Origin of the sequence: Actinocatenispora sera, from assembly GCF_018324685.1 — a bacterium.
In the GTDB taxonomy this organism is placed as follows: Bacteria; Actinomycetota; Actinomycetes; order Mycobacteriales; family Micromonosporaceae; genus Actinocatenispora; species Actinocatenispora sera.
In genome coordinates this window covers 2,918,469-2,941,869 of sequence record NZ_AP023354.1, presented here as the reverse complement: position 1 = coordinate 2,941,869, position 23,401 = coordinate 2,918,469, and the positions used below count along the sequence as shown (strand labels likewise).

At 68.7% G+C, this 23,401-nt stretch carries 20 protein-coding genes; 9 read left to right on the top strand and 11 right to left on the bottom strand.

Going from position 1 to position 23,401, the window contains the following annotated elements; all coding sequences use genetic code 11:
* The first annotated feature begins 205 nt into the window (after nucleotides 1-205).
* The 5 genes from Asera_RS14065 to Asera_RS14045 all read left to right on the top strand — a co-directional run bounded on the left by Asera_RS14065 (nucleotide 206) and on the right by Asera_RS14045 (nucleotide 8,126).
* Nucleotides 206-3,118: a BPTD_3080 family restriction endonuclease gene (locus Asera_RS14065; RefSeq protein WP_084132444.1), complete on the top strand. Its 2,913-nt coding sequence runs from the start codon at nucleotides 206-208 to the stop codon at nucleotides 3,116-3,118.
* A gap of 92 nt (nucleotides 3,119-3,210) precedes the next feature.
* Nucleotides 3,211-3,981 (top strand): IS5/IS1182 family transposase, encoded by a 771-nt coding sequence (locus tag Asera_RS14060; RefSeq protein WP_030450047.1) that lies wholly within the window; start codon nucleotides 3,211-3,213, stop codon nucleotides 3,979-3,981.
* Between the two features lie 30 nt (nucleotides 3,982-4,011).
* The gene (locus Asera_RS14055) at nucleotides 4,012-4,182 is read left to right on the top strand and encodes a hypothetical protein (RefSeq protein ID WP_211255802.1); all 171 of its coding nucleotides are present in this window, start codon (nucleotides 4,012-4,014) and stop codon (nucleotides 4,180-4,182) included.
* 22 nt (nucleotides 4,183-4,204) lie between these two features.
* A complete protein-coding gene (locus Asera_RS14050; protein ID WP_212804583.1) occupies nucleotides 4,205-5,716 on the top strand; it encodes a site-specific DNA-methyltransferase in 1,512 nt (503 codons plus the stop codon).
* 1,162 nt (nucleotides 5,717-6,878) lie between these two features.
* On the top strand, nucleotides 6,879-8,126 hold the full coding sequence (locus tag Asera_RS14045) for a PIN-like domain-containing protein (RefSeq protein WP_030449655.1): 1,248 nt from the start codon (nucleotides 6,879-6,881) through the stop codon (nucleotides 8,124-8,126).
* Between the two features lie 416 nt (nucleotides 8,127-8,542).
* Here Asera_RS14045 and Asera_RS14035 read toward each other — a convergent pair whose 3' ends face one another.
* Together Asera_RS14035 and Asera_RS14030 are read right to left on the bottom strand one after the other, a co-directional pair.
* The gene (locus tag Asera_RS14035) at nucleotides 8,543-8,728 is read right to left on the bottom strand and encodes a DUF397 domain-containing protein (RefSeq protein WP_030449654.1); all 186 of its coding nucleotides are present in this window, start codon (nucleotides 8,726-8,728) and stop codon (nucleotides 8,543-8,545) included.
* Between the two features lie 11 nt (nucleotides 8,729-8,739).
* Entirely contained in the window at nucleotides 8,740-9,600 is an 861-nt protein-coding gene (locus tag Asera_RS14030; RefSeq protein WP_030449653.1) for a DUF5753 domain-containing protein, read from the bottom strand.
* 480 nt (nucleotides 9,601-10,080) lie between these two features.
* On the opposite strand from Asera_RS14030, the gene Asera_RS14025 reads away from it, so the two are divergent.
* Entirely contained in the window at nucleotides 10,081-10,524 is a 444-nt protein-coding gene (locus Asera_RS14025; protein WP_030449652.1) for a hypothetical protein, read from the top strand.
* A gap of 27 nt (nucleotides 10,525-10,551) precedes the next feature.
* Here the strand turns inward: Asera_RS14025 and Asera_RS14020 are convergent, their stop codons facing one another.
* The 7 genes from Asera_RS14020 to Asera_RS13990 all read right to left on the bottom strand — a co-directional run bounded on the left by Asera_RS14020 (nucleotide 10,552) and on the right by Asera_RS13990 (nucleotide 18,466).
* Nucleotides 10,552-11,865, bottom strand: a complete 1,314-nt coding sequence (locus tag Asera_RS14020) for a hypothetical protein (protein ID WP_157035192.1) — start codon at nucleotides 11,863-11,865, stop codon at nucleotides 10,552-10,554.
* Between the two features lie 42 nt (nucleotides 11,866-11,907).
* Nucleotides 11,908-12,066: a hypothetical protein gene (locus Asera_RS14015; RefSeq protein WP_157035191.1), complete on the bottom strand. Its 159-nt coding sequence runs from the start codon at nucleotides 12,064-12,066 to the stop codon at nucleotides 11,908-11,910.
* A 770-nt stretch (nucleotides 12,067-12,836) separates the two neighbouring features.
* Nucleotides 12,837-13,841 carry a S1 family peptidase gene (locus Asera_RS14010; RefSeq protein ID WP_030449650.1) on the bottom strand — a complete coding sequence of 335 codons (1,005 nt, stop codon included), beginning with the start codon at nucleotides 13,839-13,841 and terminating at the stop codon, nucleotides 12,837-12,839.
* A 574-nt stretch (nucleotides 13,842-14,415) separates the two neighbouring features.
* Nucleotides 14,416-16,020 (bottom strand): MFS transporter, encoded by a 1,605-nt coding sequence (locus tag Asera_RS14005; RefSeq protein ID WP_030449649.1) that lies wholly within the window; start codon nucleotides 16,018-16,020, stop codon nucleotides 14,416-14,418.
* A gap of 30 nt (nucleotides 16,021-16,050) precedes the next feature.
* Nucleotides 16,051-16,527 carry an RDD family protein gene (locus tag Asera_RS14000; RefSeq protein WP_169745924.1) on the bottom strand — a complete coding sequence of 159 codons (477 nt, stop codon included), beginning with the start codon at nucleotides 16,525-16,527 and terminating at the stop codon, nucleotides 16,051-16,053.
* Between the two features lie 35 nt (nucleotides 16,528-16,562).
* Nucleotides 16,563-17,402 (bottom strand): hypothetical protein, encoded by an 840-nt coding sequence (locus Asera_RS13995; protein WP_030449647.1) that lies wholly within the window; start codon nucleotides 17,400-17,402, stop codon nucleotides 16,563-16,565.
* Between the two features lie 683 nt (nucleotides 17,403-18,085).
* The gene (locus Asera_RS13990; RefSeq protein WP_211255800.1) at nucleotides 18,086-18,466 is read right to left on the bottom strand and encodes a putative quinol monooxygenase; all 381 of its coding nucleotides are present in this window, start codon (nucleotides 18,464-18,466) and stop codon (nucleotides 18,086-18,088) included.
* A gap of 85 nt (nucleotides 18,467-18,551) precedes the next feature.
* Between Asera_RS13990 and Asera_RS13985 the strand changes: the two genes are divergently transcribed.
* The gene (locus Asera_RS13985; RefSeq protein WP_030449646.1) at nucleotides 18,552-19,427 is read left to right on the top strand and encodes a helix-turn-helix transcriptional regulator; all 876 of its coding nucleotides are present in this window, start codon (nucleotides 18,552-18,554) and stop codon (nucleotides 19,425-19,427) included.
* 99 nt (nucleotides 19,428-19,526) lie between these two features.
* Here Asera_RS13985 and Asera_RS33935 read toward each other — a convergent pair whose 3' ends face one another.
* The gene (locus tag Asera_RS33935) at nucleotides 19,527-19,730 is read right to left on the bottom strand and encodes an MMPL family transporter (protein ID WP_157035190.1); all 204 of its coding nucleotides are present in this window, start codon (nucleotides 19,728-19,730) and stop codon (nucleotides 19,527-19,529) included.
* Nucleotides 19,731-19,732: 2 nt separating this feature from the next.
* Nucleotides 19,733-21,643: an MMPL family transporter gene (locus Asera_RS13975; protein WP_169745923.1), complete on the bottom strand. Its 1,911-nt coding sequence runs from the start codon at nucleotides 21,641-21,643 to the stop codon at nucleotides 19,733-19,735.
* 171 nt (nucleotides 21,644-21,814) lie between these two features.
* Between Asera_RS13975 and Asera_RS13970 the strand changes: the two genes are divergently transcribed.
* Together Asera_RS13970 and Asera_RS13965 are read left to right on the top strand one after the other, a co-directional pair.
* The gene (locus Asera_RS13970; RefSeq protein ID WP_030449645.1) at nucleotides 21,815-22,417 is read left to right on the top strand and encodes a TetR/AcrR family transcriptional regulator; all 603 of its coding nucleotides are present in this window, start codon (nucleotides 21,815-21,817) and stop codon (nucleotides 22,415-22,417) included.
* A gap of 461 nt (nucleotides 22,418-22,878) precedes the next feature.
* A complete protein-coding gene (locus Asera_RS13965; protein WP_030449643.1) occupies nucleotides 22,879-23,397 on the top strand; it encodes a DUF2231 domain-containing protein in 519 nt (172 codons plus the stop codon).
* The last annotated feature ends 4 nt before the right edge of the window (nucleotides 23,398-23,401 follow it).

The following is a 23,401-nucleotide window of genomic DNA, read 5'->3' as shown; positions in this document are numbered from 1 at the left end:
CCCGACAGAATCGGCGGAGCTCCAGCCCCGTCCGTGCCCGCGTAACGCAGGCCCCCTACTACCGACCAGGCGTCAAGAGCAATGTGTCGCCCACCACAGTGACCTGCAGCAGCACACGTGTCCACGCAACGTCGATGCCAATATCGCGCTGCGGCGTCTGACTGACTACACTCCCGCCTGTGCGAGCAGGCGTGGAGCGCGGCATATGACGGAAACCCTCGACAACCCGATCCTCAATTCGCCATATGAGCCGCCGGCACGGCATTACGTCATCGGACCAAACGGTCCGACCGGCGAGATCCTCGACGGCCGGCGGCCCAGCGAGTCGTTCATTCCGATCGCGGTCGCCAAGAAGGGCCGGAGCGCGGGCGAGCAACTCGCCATCGATCTCGACCAACCCGGAGAACGGCGCGAGCGCAACGACGTCATCAACGCCATCCGCCGCGACGTTGATCGATGGCGGAGGGGCGGCGACTACGACGGGGTCACCCCGATCACACGCAACCTGCTGAGGCACTGGGCTGCGCCGGCCCGGGAGAACCGGGTGTTGTTCTGCCAGCGTGAGGCCGCCGAGACGATCATCTTCCTGACCGAAGTGGCCGGGCGCCGCGGGACATATACAGACTGGCGCAAGCGCCTGGAGCCGGAGAACGCTGAGTACAACGCCGGCCTCCCCCGGGCGGCGCTGAAGATGGCCACCGGCTCCGGCAAGACCGTCGTGATGGCGATGCTGATCGCCTGGCAGACGCTGAACAAGCAGCACGCCCCGCGTGATGCCCGGTTCACCGACCGGTTCCTCATCGTCACGCCAGGGATCACGATCCGGGACCGACTGCGGGTGCTACTGCCCGAGGATGTGGACAACTACTACGAACTGCGCGATCTGGTACCCACCGATCTGAAGGGCGGCCTGGCCAAGGCACGCATCGTGATCACGAATTACCACGCCTTCGGTCTCAAGGACGCCAAAGAGATCCGCGGCGTGGCAAGGAACACGCGGCTTCTGCTCAAGGGGAACCGCAGCGAGGATGCATTCAGGGAGACGCCGCAGGCAATGGTCAGCCGGGTCCTGCGCGACGTGGGCGGCGGCAAACAGCAGATCATGGTGCTCAACGACGAGGCGCACCACTGCTACCAGGACAAGCCGTTGCCGGCAGGCGAGAAGATCGGCAAGGATGTCGCGGAAGCCAACCATGAGGCTCGCGTCTGGTTCAAGGGCCTGCAGGCCATCGCGAAGTACGCCGGCATCAAGCAGGTCGTCGACCTGTCCGCCACGCCGTACTACCTGGCCGGCTCCGGCTACCACGAAGGCCTGATCTTCCCGTGGACTGTCAGCGACTTCTCCCTGATGGACGCGATCGAGTCCGGCATTGTCAAAGTGCCGCGCACCCCGGTCGACGACGATGCCGACCACCCGCTGGTCACCTACCTGCGTCTATGGGACTTCGTCGGCGACAAGCTGCCCAAGCGCGCGACCAAGGAGAAGGTCACCGACTGGATCCCCGAGGCCGAGTTGGAAGGTGCGCTGCGCAGCCTCTACCGGAGCTACGCCAAGGCATTCGACAACTGGGAGAAGACGCTCGCCGGATCCGGCGAGCCCCCGCCCGTGTTCATCATGGTCTGCCCCAACACCGTGGTCAGCAAGCTCGTGTACGACTGGATCGCCGGCAACGAGGTCGAGGCCGCGCAGGGGACCGTTTTCCGGCGTGGCAACCTGGAGTTGCTCAGCAACGTCGTGGATGGCCGGCCCCTCGCCCGGCCGCGCACCATCCTGATCGACTCGGCGCAATTGGAGTCCGGTGAGGGGATGAAGCCCGACTTCAAGGCGGCTGCCGGCGCAGAGATCGCCGCGTTCAAGGCGGAGTACCGGCAGCGAAACCCCGGCGCCGACGTGGAGAAGATCACCGACGAGGAGTTGCTGCGCGAGGTCATGAACACCGTCGGCAAGCGTGGCCGGCTGGGTGAACACGTGCGCTGCGTGGTGAGCGTCTCGATGCTCACCGAGGGCTGGGACACGAACACCGTCACACACATCCTGGGCGTCCGGGCGTTCCGCAGCCAGCTGCTGTGCGAACAGGTCGTCGGCCGTGGGCTACGACGGCGCAACTACACAGTCAACGACGACGGTCGGTTCGAACCTGAGTACGCCAACGTCTACGGCATCCCGTTCCAGTTCATCTCCTCCGACCGGCCGGTCAAGGATCCACTGCCGCCGCGCCCAGTGCAGCAGGTCGCCGCGCTGGAGGGCCGCGAGCATCTGCGGATCAGGTTTCCGAACCTGACGGGGTACCGGGTCGAGTTGCCGGACGAGGACATCATCCTCGACCTGGACTCGGCGCCTGTCTTCGAGATCGGGCCGAGCACGGTGCCCCGCTGGGTGGAAGTGGGCGGCCCGGTCGGGGAGAGCGAAAGGGAAGAGGGTGATCCGACCCTGTACCGGCCGCAGCAGGTTGCGTATGAGCTAGCCAGGCGAATCCTCGAGAAGCAGTTCAACACCGTCGACGACAAGCGGCCGTGGCTGTTCCCGAAGCTGGCGCAGTTGTGCTGGCAGTGGATCGACGCGAAGGTCGTGTACGCCCCCGGGTACAGCATCGGCCATCTGATGACCAACACCGAAGCGCGGGAGCGGGCGGTCGAGCAGATCTGGGGAGCGATCGTCCGGCTTGCCGGCAACCGGCGGAAGCGGCTCCGGCCGATGATTAACCGGTTCAAGACCACCGGATCGACCGCTGAAGTCGACTTCATGACCCGCAAGCCAGTGATCGCGGTCGACCGGTCTGAGGTCTCACACGTCACTCTGGACGGCAAGGGTGGCAATACTTGGGAGCAGCTCCTCGCGCTGATGCTGGAGCACGACGACCAGGTGGCCGCGTTCGTCAAGAACGACCATCTCGGCTTCACCATCCCATACGTACATCAGGGCCGATCGCACAGCTACGTGCCTGACTTCTTGGTCCGGCTTGTGCGGGCGGACGGTGAGGACTTCGACCGGACGCTGATCATCGAGGTCTCTGGCAGCCAGAAGAGCCCCGGTCCGACGCGGGCGAAGGCGGACACTGAGCCCTTTTCATCGTGGTGGGGATGTGTTGGGCCGCTGGGGATCGAGACGGGTTCGTGACCGAGAGGGGCGTGTCGCGGTCGGGGATGTAGCGAAGCCCTTGCTATGACGGCGATCGACCAAGATCTGCTGTCGTCAGCAAGGGCTTCTTCATGTTGTTTTACCGTGCCGCGCTGCCGTTGTCATCTCAGACCCTGACCTTCGTGTCTGGACTCATCCGCCGCCATCGTCGGCAACTCGGCTCGCGGTGGCGGGCGCTGGATGCGGGGCAACAGGCGCTGCTGGTGCTGGTGTATCTGCGCAAAGGTGAACCGTTCACGCAGGTCGGGGCGGGTTTCGAGGTGTCCACAGCCACCTGCTGGCGCTACGTCAACGAGACGGTGGAGCTGCTGGCCGACCGGGCACCGAAGCTGCAGGCGGCGCTGAAGACCGCGAGGCGGGCCGGCATGGCCTACGTGATCATCGACGGAACCCTGGTCCCGATCGATCGGGTGGCCGCCGACCGGCCGTTCTACTCCGGCAAGCACCGGATGCACGGGATGAACCTGCAGGTGATCTCGGCACCCGACGGGGCCATCCTGTGGGTGTCGGGTGCGTTGCCCGGCAGCGTGCACGACACCGCCGCCGCCCGCATCTGGAACATTCTCGCCGCGCTACGCCAGGCCGGGCTGATCGCCCTGGGCGACAAGGGCTATCACGGGATCGGCGAGCCGGTGATCACTCCGTACAAGGGCAAGGGTAAACCCGAGTCTCAGAAAGCTGCCAACCGGGCGCACGCGAGGCTGCGTGGCCCCGGCGAACGCGCCAACGCCCAGCTCAAAACCTGGCGCATCCTGCGCAAGCTACGCTCCAGCCCCCACCGCGCCGGCCGACTCGCCAAAGCCATCCACGTCCTTCAAGACCACGAACTCGCAGCAGGATGAAAAAGGCTCACTGCACGCAACTCCTGGTGCGTGGCGGTCAACAATTCGCGTGGCTTTGGCCGTTGGGGCTATGTCGAGCTGACCAACCCGCTCGACTTCAAGCGTGGCGTGACCGAGGCCATCCGGAATCTGTACGCCGACGCGCCGATCATCGGCGAACCCGACCTGCTCGAGATCTTCAGGAGCGCACGTGGCGCCTAAGCGGAAACCCGGACCGACGCCCGTGGACGCAATCCAGCATCCCGATAAGCGAACCAACATTCCCACCGCCGACGCACAGGACTTCGTCGCGCCCGAGATCGAGGAGGTGCGCAAGGTTCGGTTCGCCCGCGACGAGAGCCTCGACCCACAGCTCGTCTGGCGCGGCAAGTACCCCGACGAGCCGACCGATCCGGACCTGGTCGCTGATGCGCCGCCGATCTACATCCAGGAAAAGATCGACCCTCGCGTACTGATCGAGAACCTGCGCAGCACCGCCGCCAAACCCGAGGATGAGCCGGAACTGGCGCTGTTTGAGATGTTCGACGGCCTCGACCCGCTGGACTCTGTCGACTTCTATCGGCACCCGGCCAACTGGTCCAACCGGATGATCCTCGGCGACTCCCTCCAGGTCATGGGCTCGCTGGCCGAACGCGAACAGCTCCGCGGCAAGGTACAGATGGTCTACCTCGACCCGCCCTACGGCATCAAGTTCGGGTCGAACTGGCAGGTCCGCGTCGACAAGCGCGACGTCAAGGACGGCAAACTGGAGGACGCCGCCCGCGAGGCCGAACAGATCCGCGCCTTCCGCGACACCTGGGAACTCGGCATTCACTCGTACCTCAGCTACCTCCGTGACCGCCTCCTCGCCGCCCGCGAACTCCTCACCGAAACCGGAAGCTGCTTCGTCCAAATCGGCGACGACAATGTCCACCTTGTACGTTCACTTATGGACGAAGTCTTCGGCAGCGAGTACTTCTGCTCCCTGATTAGCTTTAAGACCACCAGCGGAGCTGGCAGTTTTGCCGGCGGGACGAACGTGCTTGCGTCTACCAATGACTTTATCGTTTGGTACTGTCGGGATCCCGAACTCGTCAAATATCGTCAGCTCTATCGCGCCAAAAGCATCGGCGAGGCTGGCGGTGGGCAATACACGTGGGTTGAGCTGTCGAATGGATCGCGTCGTCGCGGAACCGCCAAAGAACTAATGTCAGGCGACCCTAAATATCGAATTTTCCGACCAGATCAATTTACGTCCCAAACGACACGTACCGGTCAGACCACTGTTTTTCCTATTGACCTCGATGAGATGACTTACACACCTTCAAAAGGTGGCTGGAAGACGAACAGGTCTGGCGCTCAAAAACTGGCTCATGCTCGCCGATTGCTCGGAATCGGGAATACGTTGACTTACGTACGGTATCTCGACGATTTTCCAGCCTTCCCGATCAACAACTTCTGGGATGACACGATTACCTCGGGCTTCAGCGACCCAAAGATGTACGTCGTCCAAACCAACGCCAGGATTATCGAGCGGTGCATGCTCATGTGCACTGACCCCGGAGATCTCGTCCTCGATCCAACCTGCGGTTCTGGCACGACGGCCTATGTGGCAGAGCAGTGGGGACGACGGTGGATCACAATCGACACGTCGCGGGTGGCGTTGGCGTTGGCTCGGCAGCGGGTGATGGGGCGAAGTACCCGTGGTATCTGCTGGCGGATTCGACTGAGGGGCAGGCGAAGGAACAGTCGCTGAGCGCGCAAGCCCTGCCACGCAAGCCGTCCGGTAACGACATCCGGCTGGGGTTTGTTTATGAGCGGGTGCAGCACATCACGTTGAAGTCGATCGCGAACAATCCCGATATCAGGGAGGGGATGTCGCGGGAGCAGATCGATGCGGCAATCAAGCGGCACGCCGATTTCGAGACGCTGTACGACCGGCCGTACGAGGACAAAAAGAAGGTTCGGGTCGCCGGGCCGTTCACGGTGGAGAGCCTCAGCCCGCACCGGTCGCTGGCCTTCGGCGGCGAGCAGGAGACGCGCGGGGAGACCGAGGCGGCCAAGGATGCGGACGCGCCGAGCTTCGAGCAGTCGATACTGGACAACCTGACAGCGGCCGGCATCCAGAACGGGCGACGCAAGGAACGGATCAGGTTCGCCTCGTTCGAGACGTATGCCGGGCAGTACATCCAGGCAGTCGGCGAGCGTGCGACCGACGAGGAGGACGAGGCGCCCAGCCGGATCGGTGTCGCGATCGGCCCGCAGTACGGCACGGTCAGCGCGTCGTTCATCAAGAACGCCGCCCGCGAGGCGAACAGGGACGGCGCGATCGACCTGCTGGCGATCCTGGGCTTCGCCTACGACCCACAGGTCACGGGTGTCACCGAGGACGATGGCATCACCGTCGAGACCACCGATGAGGGCTTCGCCAACGTCGCGAGTGTCCGCAAGCTCGGCCGCGTCCCGGTGCTCATGGTCCGGATGAACGTCGACCTGCTGATGGGTGAGGCGCTCAAGAAGACCGGCGCCGGCAACCTGTTCACTGTCTTCGGTGAGCCCGACATCGAGGTCGCCACGACCGATGACGATCGGGTCGTTGTCGACCTCCGGGGCGTCGATGTCTACGACCCGACGACCGGCGAGGTACGCAGCAACGACACCGGTCACATCGCCCTGTGGATGATCGACACCAACTACAACGAGGAGTCGTTTTTCGTTCGGGACTGCTACTTCACCGGCGACAACGATCCTTACCGCCGCCTCAAGACCGCGCTGAAGGCAGACATCGACCCTGACGCCTGGGCCAGTCTCAACGCCACCACGTCGCGTCCGTTCGCCAAACCCACGACCGGCAAGATCGCCGTCAAGGTCATCAACGACTACGGCGACGAGGTCATGAAGGTCTTCGAGGTCCAGTGATGTCCGAGCCGCGGGCGCTGGATCATGGCTTCGATGGTCACATCCCCCAGACGGACCGGGACGTCGTCGAAGCGTTGACGACCGGTCTGCTCAGCTTGGACGCCAACGTCCTGCTCAACTTCTACAGGTACAGCCCCAAGGCCCGTGACGCCCTCGTCGAGGTGCTCAGCGCCGCAGGTGATCGGGTGTGGGTGAGCCACCAAGCGGCCAAGGAGTTCTGGCGGAATCGCTGCGCCACCATCGACCAGCGCAACGAGGCGACCAAGCAGGTCCACTCGGCGCTGGACAAGAGTAGGCGTTCGCTGCTCGATGCCGTCGACTCATGGGCCAAGCAGACCGCGGTGTCCGAAGAAGTCAAGCGCCAGGTCCACGACGTGCTCGCAAGCGGTCTGGCGAGGGCGAGCGAGATCGTCGAGGAGGAGACGAGCGGCGCCGGCGCCATCACCCACCGCCCAGACTCCGACTCGGTTCTGGAGACTCTCCGGGCCTTGCTGACGGCGAACGTTGGCCCGCCGCTCGATCCAACCGAACACGACGCGGCGCTAGCGGAGGGCGCGCGACGTGCGAAGGAGCGCATCCCGCCGGGGTACCGCGACGCAGAAAAACTCCAGGATGGCGGCCCGGACGGCGCGAGCGGCGACTATCTGGTGTGGCTGCAATCCAAGAGGGAAGCCGAACGCCGGCATCTGCCGCTCGTCATCATTACGGGCGACGAGAAGGAAGATTGGTGGTGGCGGCACCGGTCGTTGCTTATGGGCCCGAGGGTGGAGCTCGTGACCGAGTTCGCGCAGATCTCCGGCAACCGCCTGTACATGCTCCGCCCGGTACAACTAATAGAGCATGCCGCGGCGTTGGCGGTCACGGTGTCGCCGGAGGCGGCGACCGACGTCGCACGCGCCGAGACCGAGATTCGTCGATCCCGATGGAACCGGCGAGCCGTGGTTGAGCTACTTCGCCGGCTTGACACGGAGGGCAGAGAGCAGGCGGACGTTATCCGCTTTGCTGCGGATCGTGGCGGGGTCATCACCCGTGATGAGATCTACCAGGTATGCGGCTACGACAAGGAGCGCATGCTGCGCGGATTCACGAAGCCAACCACAAGGGTCACCCATGCATTGCAGGATGAGGGTTTCCTTGATGGCCCGGTTGAACCGGTCTTGACCCCACAATACGACACCGGGGTTACCGCCGTACGGTTCGAGATCCCCCTCGACGTGGTGGAGATCCTCTCCGATGATGACGGGTAGCTGTTGTGGTTCGTGAGGTTGTTGACGCCGGGTAGGTGGCTGGGCCGCTGGCGGCTACGGGTCTCCTGGCGGTCAGGATGTGAAGCGCTGACAACACGCCCTGACCGTCGAAGAGACCCGTCATGTCCCACCCGTAATGCCCCGTTGACCCCGGCCGGCAGGCTGCGTCTGATCCGACGCTGCCGCACTCGTCCGATCGCGCATGTGGCCGCCGAGGCAGGCGTGTCACGGCAGTGCCTGTCGAAGTGGATCAACCGAACGGGTTGGCCGGGGGCGTGAGCGTCACCAGCGAACCCGTAGTCAGCTCCATCCAGGCAACCCTGCGTGCGCAGGCGCGACTACAAAATTCAGAACGCATCGACTTGCGCCAGACGGTCGCACCGAGGTTGGCCATGGCGGCTCTCCTGGGTCGCAGATCAGCGATCGGTGGTGATCTCAGTGGTGAAGCCCGACCAGGTGGTCGGGCTCACCGTGAGGATCGGGGAGGCAGCGCCGAGTTTGGTGTCGCGGATCTGGACGGTGCCGTGCCAGAGGCGGACCTCGACGCACGCGCCGTTGGTGCTGCTGCGGGTGCTCTTACGCCACGTGCCGTCGAGGGGCATTACGGTGTCTCCTAGGTGTCGCGCCGCAGGTCGGCAGCCACCTCCTTGATCAAGGAGATCGACGAGGGCTCGCCGAGTGCGGAGGCTCGCAGGTTGTCGAAGACCACCCTATACCGCTCGCTCTCCGGCGCATCCTCGTAAAGATCGCCGGTCAGGCCCTCGATGTAGGCCATCGTCGGGTCGTTCGGGAACTCCATGATCGTGAACGAGGACAGCATGCCTGGATGGCCGGCCTCCCGGAACGGCATGACCTGCAGCCGCACGTTGTGCAGCTCCGCCATCTTGACGAGATGGTCCAACTGACCGACGTGCGCGCGGAGGTCCCCGCCAATCACGCGATGGAGCACGGCCTCATCGAAGATGAGCCAGAGGCGCAGCGGGTTCTCTGAGGTGAGGCGCTGCTGGCGGTTCAGCCGGACCTCGACCTTGCGTTCGATCACGGCCCGATCTTCCTCCGGCGCGCCGACCTGTAGCACCTTGCGTGCGTACGCCTCGGTCTGCAGCAGTCCGGTGACCACCAAGCTGTCGTACGTGAGCAGCCGGGAAGCTTCTGCCTCGAAGCCGATGTAGGACGAGTACTGGCGGGACAGCACGCCGCTGTAGTTCGACCACCAGCCGCGTTCGCGGCCGGCTTTGGCCAGGTCGGCGAGCTCGGCCTGGACGCTGCCGTCGACGCCGTACAGGTCGAGTAGCCGCTCCAGGTCGAGGCGACGCAGACCGGTCCTGCCTCTCTCGACGCGTGACACCCAGGCGTCGTTGCGGTCCATGTGCTGGGAGACGACCTCGGCGCTGATCTTCGCCTCGGTGCGGAACTTGCGCAGCAGCAGGCCGAGCCGGCGCCGCTTGGCAGTGGGGCTCTCCCCGATCGCCATGAGTACCTCCGTGTGTGCTGTCCGTGTAGGAGCAACGTAGACCAATCGCTCGTCTTTGTGAAGGGATGACGACGCAACACGTTTCCGTCAGACTTCTTGCACCTGCACGAAGCAGGGTGTCTAATGAGCGACCGTGACGGACGTCGCGTCGACCGACGACGGATCGTGATCGTTGAACGGTGCCGGCCCACGCGGCGGCACCGACAACAGAAGAGAAGACGGGGACACGGCGCGGGCCGCGAAACCAGGCGCCGTGTCCCCTTGCCCCACTCACAACCTGGAGGTCTCCGTGAGGCTGCTTCATCGTATCCGCGCCCGGCTGTGTGTCCTGTTCCCCGGGCGCGGCAAGGATCGGCCCACCGATCCGTACGTCGCGGCGCTGCGTGTGGCGCGCCGCCGGCGGCAGGCGATCGCGCGGGCGTTGACTCGGGACCCACGTGGCGGTCTCACGCTCGTACCGCTGGATCGAGACGGTCGCCGATGAGCGCCGACGACGCGGTTCCGCGGGAAGTCACCGATGTGTTGCTGTGGCGGGCCGCGCAGGCGGTGCTGGCGCGGCACTGGCCGAACGACACGGCGCGCCGGCGCGGCACCTCGCCGATGTGCCGGCAGTGCCGCGTGTTGTGGCCGTGCCGTGCCTACACCTTCGCCCGCGAGGCCGAGGACCTGGCCCGCGGCCCGCACCGGCGCAGCCTGCCGCTTCCGCCCGTCGACCGCCACGGCAGCGGGGGGGTACCCGATCTCGGCGACGTCGTCCTGATCGCCGAGGTTGGCCAGGAGCCGGCCCCGTTCCGGGTCATCGGCGTGGCGCCGCTGCCCGCCCACCACCTGCACCTGACCGGCTGGTACCTCGACGCCGACCCGCTGGTCGAGCGCACTCTCCGCGTCCCCGCCACCGCGATCCGCCCGTACCGGCCGGATTGATCGGCGTCCGCGCGTCACGAACGGACCTCATGCCGGCAGCGACCGCCGAACCGGCGGAGCGCCGGCTACGTCGATCGACGATGGCTGGGGCCGGCGTTGTCCGGCGCCGCGCATCACCGGTTCTGCCACACCGGTGAGGACGGCCAGGGCAAGGGTCAGGGCGGCTGCGGTCGACATGGCACGGGACCACAGCGTCATGCGGCGACGGCGCTTGCGCGGCACCGGCTTCCGGTGCCGACCGTGGTACTGTCCGGGCCGGATCCGCGACATCCGCTCCACGGTCTGCTGGCGCTGCGTCGCGTACGGCACGCAGAGCCGTTCGGGGGCTCCGCCGACCAGGCGCGTCACCGCCTGGACGACCTGCCAGTCGCCGATCTCACCGCGCTCCACCAGATCCGCGAAGCCAGCCCTATCCAGCTCGACACCGGCAGTCCGGGCGGACTCCAGTACCTGTTGCGGCTCGATCCCGGCCAGCGTCGCGCAGGCATGCAGGTACGCCGCCACCAGCCGATCCACCGCGGGGGCGGTCGCCGGCTGGGGCGCGATCCAGGTGACCGACGCCGCGGCTCGCTGCGGATCGGCCGTCACCAACGCAGCCAGCCATGCGTACTCCTCCCGCAGTCGCAGGAGATCCCGGTGCGCACTGGCCAGGCTCAGTTCCAGGTCCCTGTTGCGGCTGCGGGTGTCCTCGTCGTGGCCCGCTATCCGGGCCAACGCCCGAGCGAGCTCACTTGCCATCCGCGAGTGCGCCAGTGCTTCCCTCTGCGCGTGGGCAAGCTTGGTCGTCAACTGCGTCAGCTCGCGGCGGCGCTCGACCTCCTGCTCGGCTCGATCATGAACCTCCGCTCCCTCGTCGACCAGCATCTCCGCCGGCGACACCCCGTTGGGCCACTGGTTGTTCGCCGCCGCCCACATCAGCGCGAGCCGGCGCTGTTCGGCGGCCTGTTCGATCGGGTCGACCACGGCGGCGACCACGTCCACCACGATGTCCCAGGCCGGCCCGGTCTTTCGCGGCCGGCTCGAAAGCTTCTCCGACATCCGCTGCGCGAACGCCCGCGCGTTCGCGCCGTCCTTGCCCAACGACCTGGCCCAGGTGATGAACGTGTTCTGCTCGCCGAACCGGCCGGTCAGCATGTGCCGCAGTTCGAGGATCATCGCGATCCCCTCCGCGGTGCAACCCTTGTTGCGAAGCGCCTGCTCGTCGAGGAGCCTGCGACCCCCGAGTTTCTGCGTTGTCATGACGGCCCCCATGGATCCGGTGGGCGTGGTGCTCGCCGTCGCCGCCCCCGGAGGCGTCGAGCACCACGAATCGATGTGACATGCGGCCGTGGAACCGAGCACGCTGCCGTCCCAGCGGCGTCGGCTTCCCGAACCGTCCGTTGCTCAGCTGGCGTTGCGCGGCGTACGGGTCAGCATCCGCAGCAGTCGCCATGCCCGACGGCGGCGACGGCTGTCGCGTGACCAGATCGCCAGCGCGCCAGCGACAAGCAGGCAGCCGACCCAGCCGGCCGGGGGTAGTGCGAGGAGCACCTGATCAGTCATGATGTGCGCGATCCTTTCTGTGGATCTTTGCGGACGCCCCGTGCCGCTCTCTTGCCGGGAAGCCGGCGCGGGGCGTCTGCATCCCGGCGGAATGCCGGGGGACCTATCTCACCGTCTGTGGCCACTGACGGGCAAGCCCCATCAACCGACCCGACCCCGCTGACGGGCCCGGTCAAGCCTTGTCGGGCGTGCCCCGACAACCCTGGATCCCCATGTCCACAGGCAAAGCAGGACGCGCGTACCGGACGGTGTCGCGGTCGGGGGCGGGGCGGCGACACCGCTCTCGCGCATAGGTCGAGTGATAACCGTGCGTATGCATGACGAGGGATGACCTGCGGGAACGAAGTCGTCGTCGAAGATCAACTCACTGCGAAGGACGAGTGGCCGTTCGTATTACCGTCCAGTACGCCGACATCGTCCAACGCCCCGATCGGCGGCCCTCCGCCTTCCCCGGACACCCGTGACGGCGCCAGCGCGGTGCGTGATCAGTGTGACCAGCAACTCAACCACTATGGCCAGCCGGCCACGGCGGAGAAGTCCGGATCCCCCCGTTTCTGGTGACGGGGTAGTACCGGAGGGAGGTTGTGGGTGCCGATGCGAGCAACCGCGCGGCCTGCGTGCATCACGCGGCGACAGAGGACGCATCGCGTCGCCCGACGGGGAAGCGTCTCCGCGGCCGGGTTCCTGCCGCTGACCTCACCTGTTGCCATCACGCGGAAGCATGCGAGTGCCTCCCGGCGGCAGGCGCCGGGAGGCACTCGTGGGAATGGTTACGGCAGGGTGAGGCCGTAGTCGTTGAACTCGCGCCAGGCCGGGTAGAAGAACGTGGTCTGGGTGTCGCCGCCGGTCAACGTGCCGAGGCCGGTCGACCCGTCGTAGCCGGGGCCACCGCTGTCACCGTGGTCGGAGTACACGTCGGTGGCGAACAGGTGGTAGATCACGCCGACGTCGAAGTTGACGGTCTGTTCGACGGCTTCGATGGTCCCTCCGGTCACGCCGGTGGTCGAGCCGCTCTTGGTGACCTGCTCACCCTGGGTCGGCTGGCCGATGCGGCTGATCGTCTGGCCGGTGTTGATCTGGCTGGGGCCGTTGCCGCTGGGGTTGGTGATCAGTCCCTCGTCCCCACCGGGCGAGTTGCTCGCGACGACCTGTCCGCCCATCGGGGACCAGGTGCCGCCCAGGTTGGTGCAGTGCCCGGCGGTCAGGACCATCAGCTGACCGTTGCGCCGTACGTTGAATCCATCGGAGCAGCGCGCCTGACTGTTCTGGATGGCGTCGCCGCCGCGTACGTACGTGCTGAAGTGGCCGGTGGTGTGCTCGACGCGTACCTCGCTGCCGTAGCGTTGGGCGGCGGCCAGCACGCGCGCGGCACCGGCTTTCGGTGCCGCGTCGGAGATCGTGACGACCACCTGGTTGTGTGCCGTGTCGATGCCCCAGGCGGTGTCGGGTACCCCGGCGAGCCGGTCGAGGCGGTTCTTCGTACTCGTCAGCGACGCCGCGCTGTAGTGCACGACGCGGCTGCGCAGCCCGGCCGCGCGTACGGTGCGGGCGGCGGCGGCAGAGGTCACGGTGACCACTGCATGACCGTTCCGGTCCAGGTAGACGCCCGCGTTCTGGCTGCCGAGGCGCTGCGCGACGGTGTTGGCCTGGGGCACGGCGGCGGCCTGGACGGCGGCGGACAGCGGAGGGGCGGCCTGCGCTGGGGTGCTGCCGATGCCGGCGGCGGCAAGTACGCCGACGCCGAGGATCGCGAGCCCGGCGAGTCTGCGGTGCATGGAGAGCTCCTTTACTAGAGGGGATCAGACGGAGCAAACGGACAAAAGTATAGACACTCGCAAATGCCCCAGACGCGATCTGGCAGGATCCCGCCACCTCCGCAGCGCCGGCCCGTCGCCCGGCTGCGCGCCCCACCGTGGTGGCCAACACCAACCGCTCGTCCGGATGAGCTGAAGGCTCACCCGGGCGAGCGGTGCACCACACAGCGAGCCGACGGGGCGCGCTGCCGCTCCAGCTACCGCTTCTCAGCCGCAAGCGCACCGGGTACGCAACCGGGCCGGTTCAGGCAGCGGCACGGCAACGGCGTCGCGATCGGCCGCGTGGTCGCCCCGGGCGCGGCCAGCAGACGGGCTCGCGGCGCGCCTTCGCGCGGGCTCGGACAATTCGGTGCGATATGGGCAGGATGGCGCTGGTCGCGCTGCCTTTCGAACGAAACGTCGAGTCGACCGCTGGCACCTGACCCGCTGTTGGGCCCCGGCGGGCTGGGCGACGACGGACAGCAGCTCAACCCGCCCGGCCTCGGGAGCGCTGTCGTTCAGGTTCGTGCTGCCGGCATCCCGGGCCGGACAGCTGTCAGGGCTCGGTGCCTGGCTGACGGCGTGGGATGCCGCGGGTGACCAGCAGAGCGACGAGGGCGGCGCCGGCCAGTACGGCCAGAGCCGAACGCAACCCGGCCAGCCGGGCGGCCTCGTTCTCCTCGACGATCGCGGACTTGGTCGGCTCGGTGACGCCCGCCTTGTCCAGCGCCGCGGACAGGTCCCGGTCGGACAGGAACGGTACGCCGCCGGCGAGTTCGACCTGCGCGCGCGACGACAGGTTCTCCGGTACGGCCGGGTTGGCCGCGATACCGCCGAAGAACGACGAGCTGAGTGCGGCGATCAGGACGGCGCCGGCGAGTGCGGTACCGATGGACGCGCCGAGGTTCGTCACGGTGTTCTGCAGGCCGCCGACCTCGGTACTCTTCTCGTCGCCGACCGACGACACGGTGACGCTGCCGAGCTGGGAGGCCAGCGCGCCCACCCCGATTCCGGCGAGGATCAGCGGCCAGGTGACCACCTCGGGGCCGACACCGGCGTCCAGGGACGCAAGGAGCGCCACGACGCCCGCGAAGAGTGCGAGGAAGCCGAGGCGAACCACGCGGCGGGGCGACACGTTCGGGAACAGCTTCGGTACTCCGACCGCGGTGGCGAGCAGCGCGATCGACAGCGGCAGCAGCCGTACCCCGGTGGCGACCGCCGACAGTCCGAGCGCGACGGACAGGAACAGCGGTATCGCGAAGAACAGACCGGCCTGCAACAGGTACTGGAAGAAGAACGACACGAGCCCACCACGCAGGTGCCGGATGCGCAACAGCGCGGGATCGACGAGTACGTCGGCGTGCCCGCGCTGCCGGTGGCGTTCCCACGCGAGGAAGGCGAGCAGCACGCAGCCACCGGCGAGTACCAGCCAGAGGACGGGAGACAGTCCGAGCCAGGACGGTGCGCCCGGTTTGGGGTTCACGAAGCCCCAGGCGCCGGCGCGCAGGATGCCCAGCACGACCAGGGCGAGCCCGAGCGTGGACAGGCCGGTACCCACCAGGTCCAGGTGCGCGGTGCGCTCGGGCCGGGCGTCGGTCAGTCGCCGTGCGAGCAGCAGGATCGCCACGACGATGACGACTTCGCCGGCGAACACCCACCGCCAGGAGGCGTACGTGGTGAGCAGCCCGCCGATCAGCGGGCCGGCGGCGACCGCGATCGCGCCGGCGGCGGCGACCAGCCCGTAGGCACGGGGTCGTTGGGACTGGTCGAAGTTCGATGCGACCAGCGCGACGATCGCCGGCATGATCAGTGCGGCGCCGATGCCTTCCAAAAACGACCATCCGAGCAGCAGTACGGGCAGGTTCGGTGCGATGGCGGTGGTGAACGATCCCAGCGCGTACACCACGCAGCCGACCTCGAACGCGCGACGTCGACCGAGGATCTCGCCCGCCTTCGCGCCGGTGATCATCAGCGACGCCATCACCAGCGTGTACAGCGTGATCGCGGTCTGGATGCCGGTCACGGTGGTGTTCAGGTCCGCGGCGACGGTCGCGATCGACACGTTCATCACCGAACTGTCGAGGGTCATCAGGAACTGCGCCGAGGCCAGCGTGAGCAGCACCAGCCTCGACGCTGTGCCGGCGCGTACCGTCGCTGTCATCCTCGTCGCCTTTCCCGCTGGTACCTGCGGTCAGCGCGCGATGCGGCCGGCCGGGCCGGTCCGGCGTACTGGTGGTCGGCTGCGCCCGCGACCGGTCGGCGACAGGCCGACGCTGGTGCGGCGCACGACGGTGCCGAACAGCCGGTCGTGCCAGGCCCGCCGGCGCCGGTCGGTGAGCACTCCCAGCATGCCGACGAGCCAGAGCGGCGCCACCGCGAGGCCGACGAACGCGCGCACCGCGGCGCGGACCGGCCCGAGGGGGCGGCCGTCCGGTCGGCAGGTGCGGGCACCGACGAGCAGCCCGCCGATCGTGGTGCCGGTCAGCGTCCAGCACGCGGCGAAGTACGCCCACGGGCACACCGCGGCGACCGCTGCGGACAGCAGGTCGAGCCAGCGCGGTTCGCCCCCGACCAGTTGCTGCCAGACGGCCGGCGGAAGGCTGCCGATGGTGAGGCTGGCGAGGGTCAGCAGGACGGCGTCGGTGACCAGCCCGGTCAGCCGCGTCACCAGGCCGGCGAAATCGTGGCGATCGGCCGGTGCGGTCACCGGTGCCCGCCGAACAGCCGCCGCAGGCCGGTCTCGATGCGATCGTCCGCCGTCCCGGTCGCGTCCTGGATCTGTGCCGCCGCGGCGGCGGCCAGGCCGCGGCTCTGCTCCCGGACGAGATCGCGTACGGCGGGGTCGTCGGCGAGATCGTCGATGATGGCCGGTACCAGCCGGTTGCGGATGTGCGGCAGCACGCCCTCGAGGATGCGCGGGACGATGTCGTCGATCAGTTGCGGCACGGCCATGTCCAGCATCGGTGGCAGGACTCGACGACCGGCCCAGGTGAGCGTGTCCTCGATGCGGCCCGCCACGTACTTCTCGGCATCGGCACGGCCGGCGTCGACGGCCGCATCGCCGGCCCGGCGGGCCCGGTCGAGGCGGTCGCGTACCGCGGTCGTGCCGCGGCGGGCCGGTGCGGTCAGCGTCTGGTGGTCGTCGGCGAACCGGTTCGCCAGCCGGTCGACGGTGCCCGCGACCGCCCGTACGGTGCGCATCGCTTCTCGCCGCCGGTGTCGTACGGCGCCGGCGGCCTCGCCCGCCAGACCGAGCGACGTGGTCAGCGCGGTACGCGCCGGGGCCGGCACCGCATCGCGGATTCTGAGCCGGTCGGCGGCGAACAGGACGAGCCCCACCGCGAGCCGGGCGGGTGAGCGTTCCTCGCCCGTATCGGGGGCAGTGTCGGTGGCCGGCGTTTCGGGTGGGCTCTCGGTGCGTGGCTCGGCGGTCGATGCGGCCGGCGGCCGTTCGGGCGGGCCGTCGGTGCCTGGCTCGGCGGCCGATGCGGCCGGCGGCCGTTCGGGCGGGCCGTCGGTGCCTGTGTCGGTGGTCTGCATCATGTGGCTCCCCACGGACGTGGTGCCGGCGCGCCATGGCCACGCGCCCGCGCCCCCTACCACCGACCCGCCTGCCGCTGCGGAACGGCCGCACGACATCGCCGCTGGCCGGCCCGCCGTGGCAGGACACCGTCGCGCCGCCCCGCGGCGTGGCGGGAGGCCCTCGCGCCGCCGGCGCGCCCTCGCACGGTGCCGGCCATCCCGCGCTCGGGCATCGTCTCGCCGATACCCCACGGTTCACGGCGACATCGGCCAGCGTGACGACGCGATGTGGTAGGTCCCCTAGCTCAGAGTATGCGGCCCACCGTGTCGCGAGCAGGGCTGAACGGAGGGACTTGCCGGACCGGTCGTCGCGCCCGACAGCCCGTACGGCACGGGGACCGACCACTCGCCGCCGCGCGCGGTGTGGCACCGCGGGCAGCGCGTACCGGATGCGGTCGCCGCATCCCGAGGGCTGGTGTCCACCGCGCAGTTCGCCCGGCCTGGTGTCATTCATCGCGGCCGCCCACGGACGGTCGCGAACGCGCTGGACGTCGGGTTTGACCCGGGATGCCGGCCCGCGGCGGCCCGGTGCGGCAGGCGGCTGCAGAACCGCGTCGAGCCGTCGTTATCCGGCCCACCGGGCCGTGTCCTCTGCCGTTCGCGAGAGCACGGCCACGGCGGGTGCGGTCGTCTGGTGCTGGGTCTCAGGCGGGGACGTCGGTCAGGCGGCGCAGGGTGAACGGCTCGGCGAGGATCTCGCCCAGGACCTGGGCGACGTGCGTGAAGTGCGGCAGCGAGAAGTGGTGGTCCAGGGCCGCTGCGCTGACCCACTCCTCGACGATGACCATGCGGTCGGCGCGGTTCGGGTCGGCGTACGGCTGGTAGCCGAGGCAGCCCTCCTCGGCCACCGACGGCGCGATCATCGCCTCCAGCGCGTCGCGCAGCCGCTGCTCCTGGCCCGGCTTGGCGTGAAGCGGGCGATGATCGTGAGGGTGTTCGACATGGGACGGCTCCTGATCCGGTGCGATGGGTGGCGTTGTTCGCCGGCGAACGAACTCCATCCTGGGCGCCCGGCTGCCGAGCACCCAGAGCTCCGCGCAACCCGGGGTCGCCCTGCCTGGGTCTGGCAGGACCAGGCAGGGCGGCACGGCCATCACCGACACTGGGAGCATGGATCGTGCCCAGCAGCTCAGCGAGTTCCTCAAGTCCCGGCGCGCCCGGCTGCGCCCCGAGGAGGTCGGCGTGGGCAACTTCGGCGGCCAGCGGCGCGTGCCCGGCCTGCGTCGCGAGGAACTGGCCCTGCTGGCCGGCGTGAGCGTCGACTACTACACCCGCCTGGAACAGGGCCGGGCCCGCAACGCCTCCCCCGACATCCTGGACGCGGTCGCCACCGCCCTGCGACTCGACGGTGACGAGCGCGCCCACCTGCACAACCTCGCCCAACCCACCCGTACCCGCAGGCGCCCCAGCCGCCCGCAGCAGGTGGGCCCCGAGATGCGTCAGGCCCTGCAGGCCCTCACCACCGTTCCCGCCTACATCATCGGCCGGCGTCTGGACATCCTCGCCTGGAACGACCTGGCCCGGGCCCTGATTGCCGAGTTCCCCGCGCTGCCGGCAGCCGAGCGGAACATGGCCCGCCTGGTCTTCCTCGACGACGCGGCCAAGGATCTGTACCCCGACTGGGAGAGCAAGGCCCGCGACACCGTCTCCAACCTTCGTCTGGATGCCGGTCGCCACCCGGACGACCCTCGGCTGGCCTCCCTGGTCGGGGAACTCTCCTTGGGGAGCGCGGAGTTCCGCCGCCTGTGGGCAGACCACAACGTGCGCGGCAAGACCCGCGGCCGCAAGCGGTTCAACCATCCCCAGCTCGGCGAGCTCGCCCTGGACTACGTCGCCATGCGGGCACCCGACGATCCCGACATGACCATGATGATCTACAGCGCGCCGCCCGGATCCGAAGCCGCCACCACCCTGCTTCTGCTGGCCAGCCTCGCCGCACCAGCGGTTTCCGGTACCGCCGATCTTCCGGCGCGGAACACTCTGTGAGCTGAGCGGCGCCGGCGTGAGCGCACCACCGCAACCGGCTGACAACGGTCTCCGCGCGGGGACGGTGGACGCGATCGCAGGAGGGACACGGGTCTGCGATCAGCCGGCAGTAGTCGGTTCGGCCGAGGAGGACAGGTGCTGGTGCTGGCCGGTGGTGGGCGCCGGATCTGGTGTCCGAGGACGTCGGCGGCGGGGTGACCACCAGTTGGCGCGGCCGGCGAGCCGCATCAGGGCCGGCATCAGGATCCCGCGAATCGCGGTCGCGTCAAGCACGATGGCGACCGCGGCGCCGATTCCGAGCATCTTCAGTACACCACGCCGGACGAGGCGTACACCGCGAACGACGCCGCCAGCAGCAGGGCCGCGGCAGTGACCAGAGGTCCCGTCGCACCGATCCCGGTGACGACCGCCTGTCTGGTGTCCCCGCTTCGCCGGTACTCCTCGATGATGCGGTCGAGCAGGAACACCTCGTAGTCCATGGACAGCCCGTACACGACGCAGAACATCAGGATCGGGATCGTCGTATCGAGTGTCCCGGTGGCGGTGAACCCGAGCGCGCCGGACAGGTGCCCCTGCTGGAACACCCAGACGAGTACGCCGAACATGACCGCGAGACTGAGCGCGTTGAGCAGGCTTGCCTTGAGCGGCAACAGGATGCTGCGCGTCATCGCGAACAGGATCACTGCGGTGGCAAGCAGTCCCAGCCCCAGCACCAGTGGCATCCGCTCGGTGAGCCCGGCCCGGAAGTCCGTCAGCTCGGCCGGGTACCCGCCGACGAGCACCGGCCCCGGCGCCGGCACCGCACGGATCGCCCCGATCACCGCGTCGGGATCGCGCAGCAGCCGCTGTTCTGCCACGAACACCGCGAGATAGGTTCCGCCACCGGCCACGAACCCGTGGCCGCCGGCGCCGGTTCGCCGACCCGAATCGTAGGATCCGGTGACCGTCTCGACCCGGTAGACGCCGGGCACCTCGGACAGCCGCCCAGCGTAGGCGCCGATGCCGGCGGTGGTGTGCGGCGCGACGACCTGTACCACGTCGGTCTCCTCGGTCGCGAACCCGGCGCGGATCTGGTCGGAGACCGACCGCGAGCTGGTACCGGCAGGCAGCACCCGGTCGTCGGGGTCACCGAAGCGCAGGCCGAGCGTGGGCGCGGCGATCGCGAGCAGCACCACGAGCACCACGCCGCCGTACGCGATCGGCCGGTGCCAGACCCGTTCGGCGAACCGCCGCCAGAGTCCGATGCCGGGCTGCCCGTCGCTCGGCACCCGCCGGCGCAGCACCCGCGGGCCGGCGACGGCGAGCAGCGCGGGCAGGACGACGAGCGCGGCCAGCACGCTGAACGCCAGTACCGCGATCCCCGCGTAGTCGAACGAACGCAGGAACGGGAACGGAAACAGCAGCAACATCGACAGCGACGCCGCCACCGTGACGCCGGAGAACAGGACCGTGCGCCCCGCGGTACGCACGGTGCGGCCAACGGCGCCGTCCGGGTCGGCCGCCAGCTCGATGCGGAACCGATTGATCATCAGCAACCCGTAGTCGACGCCGAGGCCGAGCCCAAGTACCAGGGCGAGGTTGGCGGCGAACGTGGAGATCTCGGTGAACGCGGCGAGCCCGCGCAACGCCGCGAGCGTGCCGAGAGTGGCGATCACGCCCACCGCCATCGGCAGCAGCGCGGCGAGCACCCGGCGCTGTACCGCGAGCAGCAGCAGGAACAGCAGCGGCAGGATGATCAGCTCGGCTCGCAGGAAGTCACGCCGCGCCTGGTCGGCCACCTGCCGGAACACCTGTTCGCCGCCGCCGAGCCCGACCTCGACCACATCGTCGGCGCCTACCAGGTCCCGCTCGATCGCGGGCAGCGTGACCGACCGGCGTTGGTTGACGTCGCCGGTCATCCGGGCCAGTACGAGCGCGTGGGCACCGTCGGTACCGCGCAGGGTTGGCGTACGCGCACGCGTCCAGTACGACCAGGCGGCGGCGATGCCGGGGTGGGCGGCGAGCCGGCGGGTGAGCGTGCGGCCGCGGGCGGCGACTGCGGCGTCGTCGACGGTGCCGTGCTTCGCGGTCACCATCAGTACCACGTCGGCGCTGCCGGTGTCGAACTGCCGTGTCAGGATCTGCTTGGCGCGCAACGATTCTGACCCGGACAGCTCGAAGCGCGTCAGCGAGAACGTGCTCAACGCGCCGGCCGCGGCGACCCCGAGCCCGAGCACCAGGACGATCGTCGCGGCGAGTACGGCACGACGATGGTGCGCGACCCCCCCGGCCGAGCGCTGCCAACCACCTGAGTTGCATGACGACCCCCCGGCCTACACTCGAACACGAGTCATCACTCGCGTTAGAGCGAATATACGAGCAAGTGCTCGCGTTTTCAAGGGGTGCCCATGCCAGACACGACGCCGCGCAAACGTCAGGCCCGGGGTGAGCGGCGGGCCGCGTCGATCCTGGACGCCGCCGCCGAGGTCTTCACCGAAGCCGGCTACGAGCGGGCCAGCACCAACGCGATCGCCGCCCGCGCCGGCATCTCACCCGGCTCGCTGTACCAGTTCTTCGCCAACAAGCAGGCGATCGCCGAGGCGCTGTCCGAACGTCACATCGCCGCGCTGCGGGCGGCACACGCCGCCGCGTTCACCGACGAGGCGAGCACACTGCCGGTCCCCCAGCTCGTACGCCAGCTCGCCCGGCCGATCGTCGAGTTCAATCTGGCCAACCCGAGCTTCCAGACACTGCTTGCCGACACCGGAACCCCGCACGCGAGCGCCAAACAGCCCCTGCACGACGCCCTGCTCGCTCGCCTCGACGCCCTGTTCGCCGCGCGCTGTGCCGACGCGCCAGCGGCCGAGCGCCACCGGCACGCCCGCGTCGCCGTACAGCTGTTCACGGCCATGCTCCCGCTCGTGCTCGCCGCCACCGAGGCCGAGCGCCCGGCCATGATCACCGAACTCGAAGCGGTACTCGTCGGCTACCTCCAGCCACTGCTCGACTGAACGATCCCAGCGATCAACCGCCACCCGGCGGACGGGCGGCCGGGGCGGACGGGCGCCAGCGAAGCGATCAGCAGTGCGACGGCGGCAGCCCAGAGCGCGACGGTGAAGCTGCCGGTCGCGTCCTTCACCAAACATTCGCGGCACCGCGACACCGGCGATGTTGGCAGCGCGTTGATCACCGCGATGCCGAGCGCGCAAGCAAGGCGTGCCCGGCGCAGCCGGCGTGCCCGGCGCAGCCGGCGTGCCCGGCGCAGCCGGCGTGCCCGGCGCAGCCGGCGTGCCCGGCGCAGCCGGCGTGCCCGGCGCAGCCAACGCAGCCAACGCTGCAGAACCAGGCGCTCGACCGTCGGCGCCGGGCTGGCATCCACAGCTCCTCGTGCTTCGTGGCGGCCTCTCATCGGGTTTTCATGATGGCCAGCGAGGATGCCCGGGCCAGCTGCCGCGAGTCGTAGGGAGATGTTGTGTTCGGGGAGATCGCCGGGCTGCCGGCCCACGTGCTGCTCATCCACATAGTCGTGGTGCTGGTGCCGCTGGTGGCGCTGGCCGCGGTGCTGTGTGCGGCGTGGCCCACACTCCGGCGGCGGGTCGGCGTGCTGCTGCCGATCCTGGCGCTGGTCACCCTGATGGCGGTACCGCTGACCACCCAGGCCGGCGAGTGGCTCGAGCGCCGGGTGCCGCCAACCGCCGCGCTGCGGGCGCACACTCGGCTCGGCGACGGCCTGCTGCCCTGGGTCGGCGGGCTGTTCCTCGTGTGCGCGGCGATCTGGCTCGTGCACCGGATCCCCGCCTCACCGCTCGCCGACGGCAGCGTGAACACCGGTGGTGGCACGGTGCTGCGGGTCGTGCTGATCGTGCTCACCGTCGTACTGGCCGCCGGCAGCGTGACGCAGACCTACCGTATCGGCGACTCCGGTGCACGCGCCGCCTGGCAAAGCCGGTTCGCACAGCAGGCGGCGCCGCACCGGCACGACGACGACTAGGCTT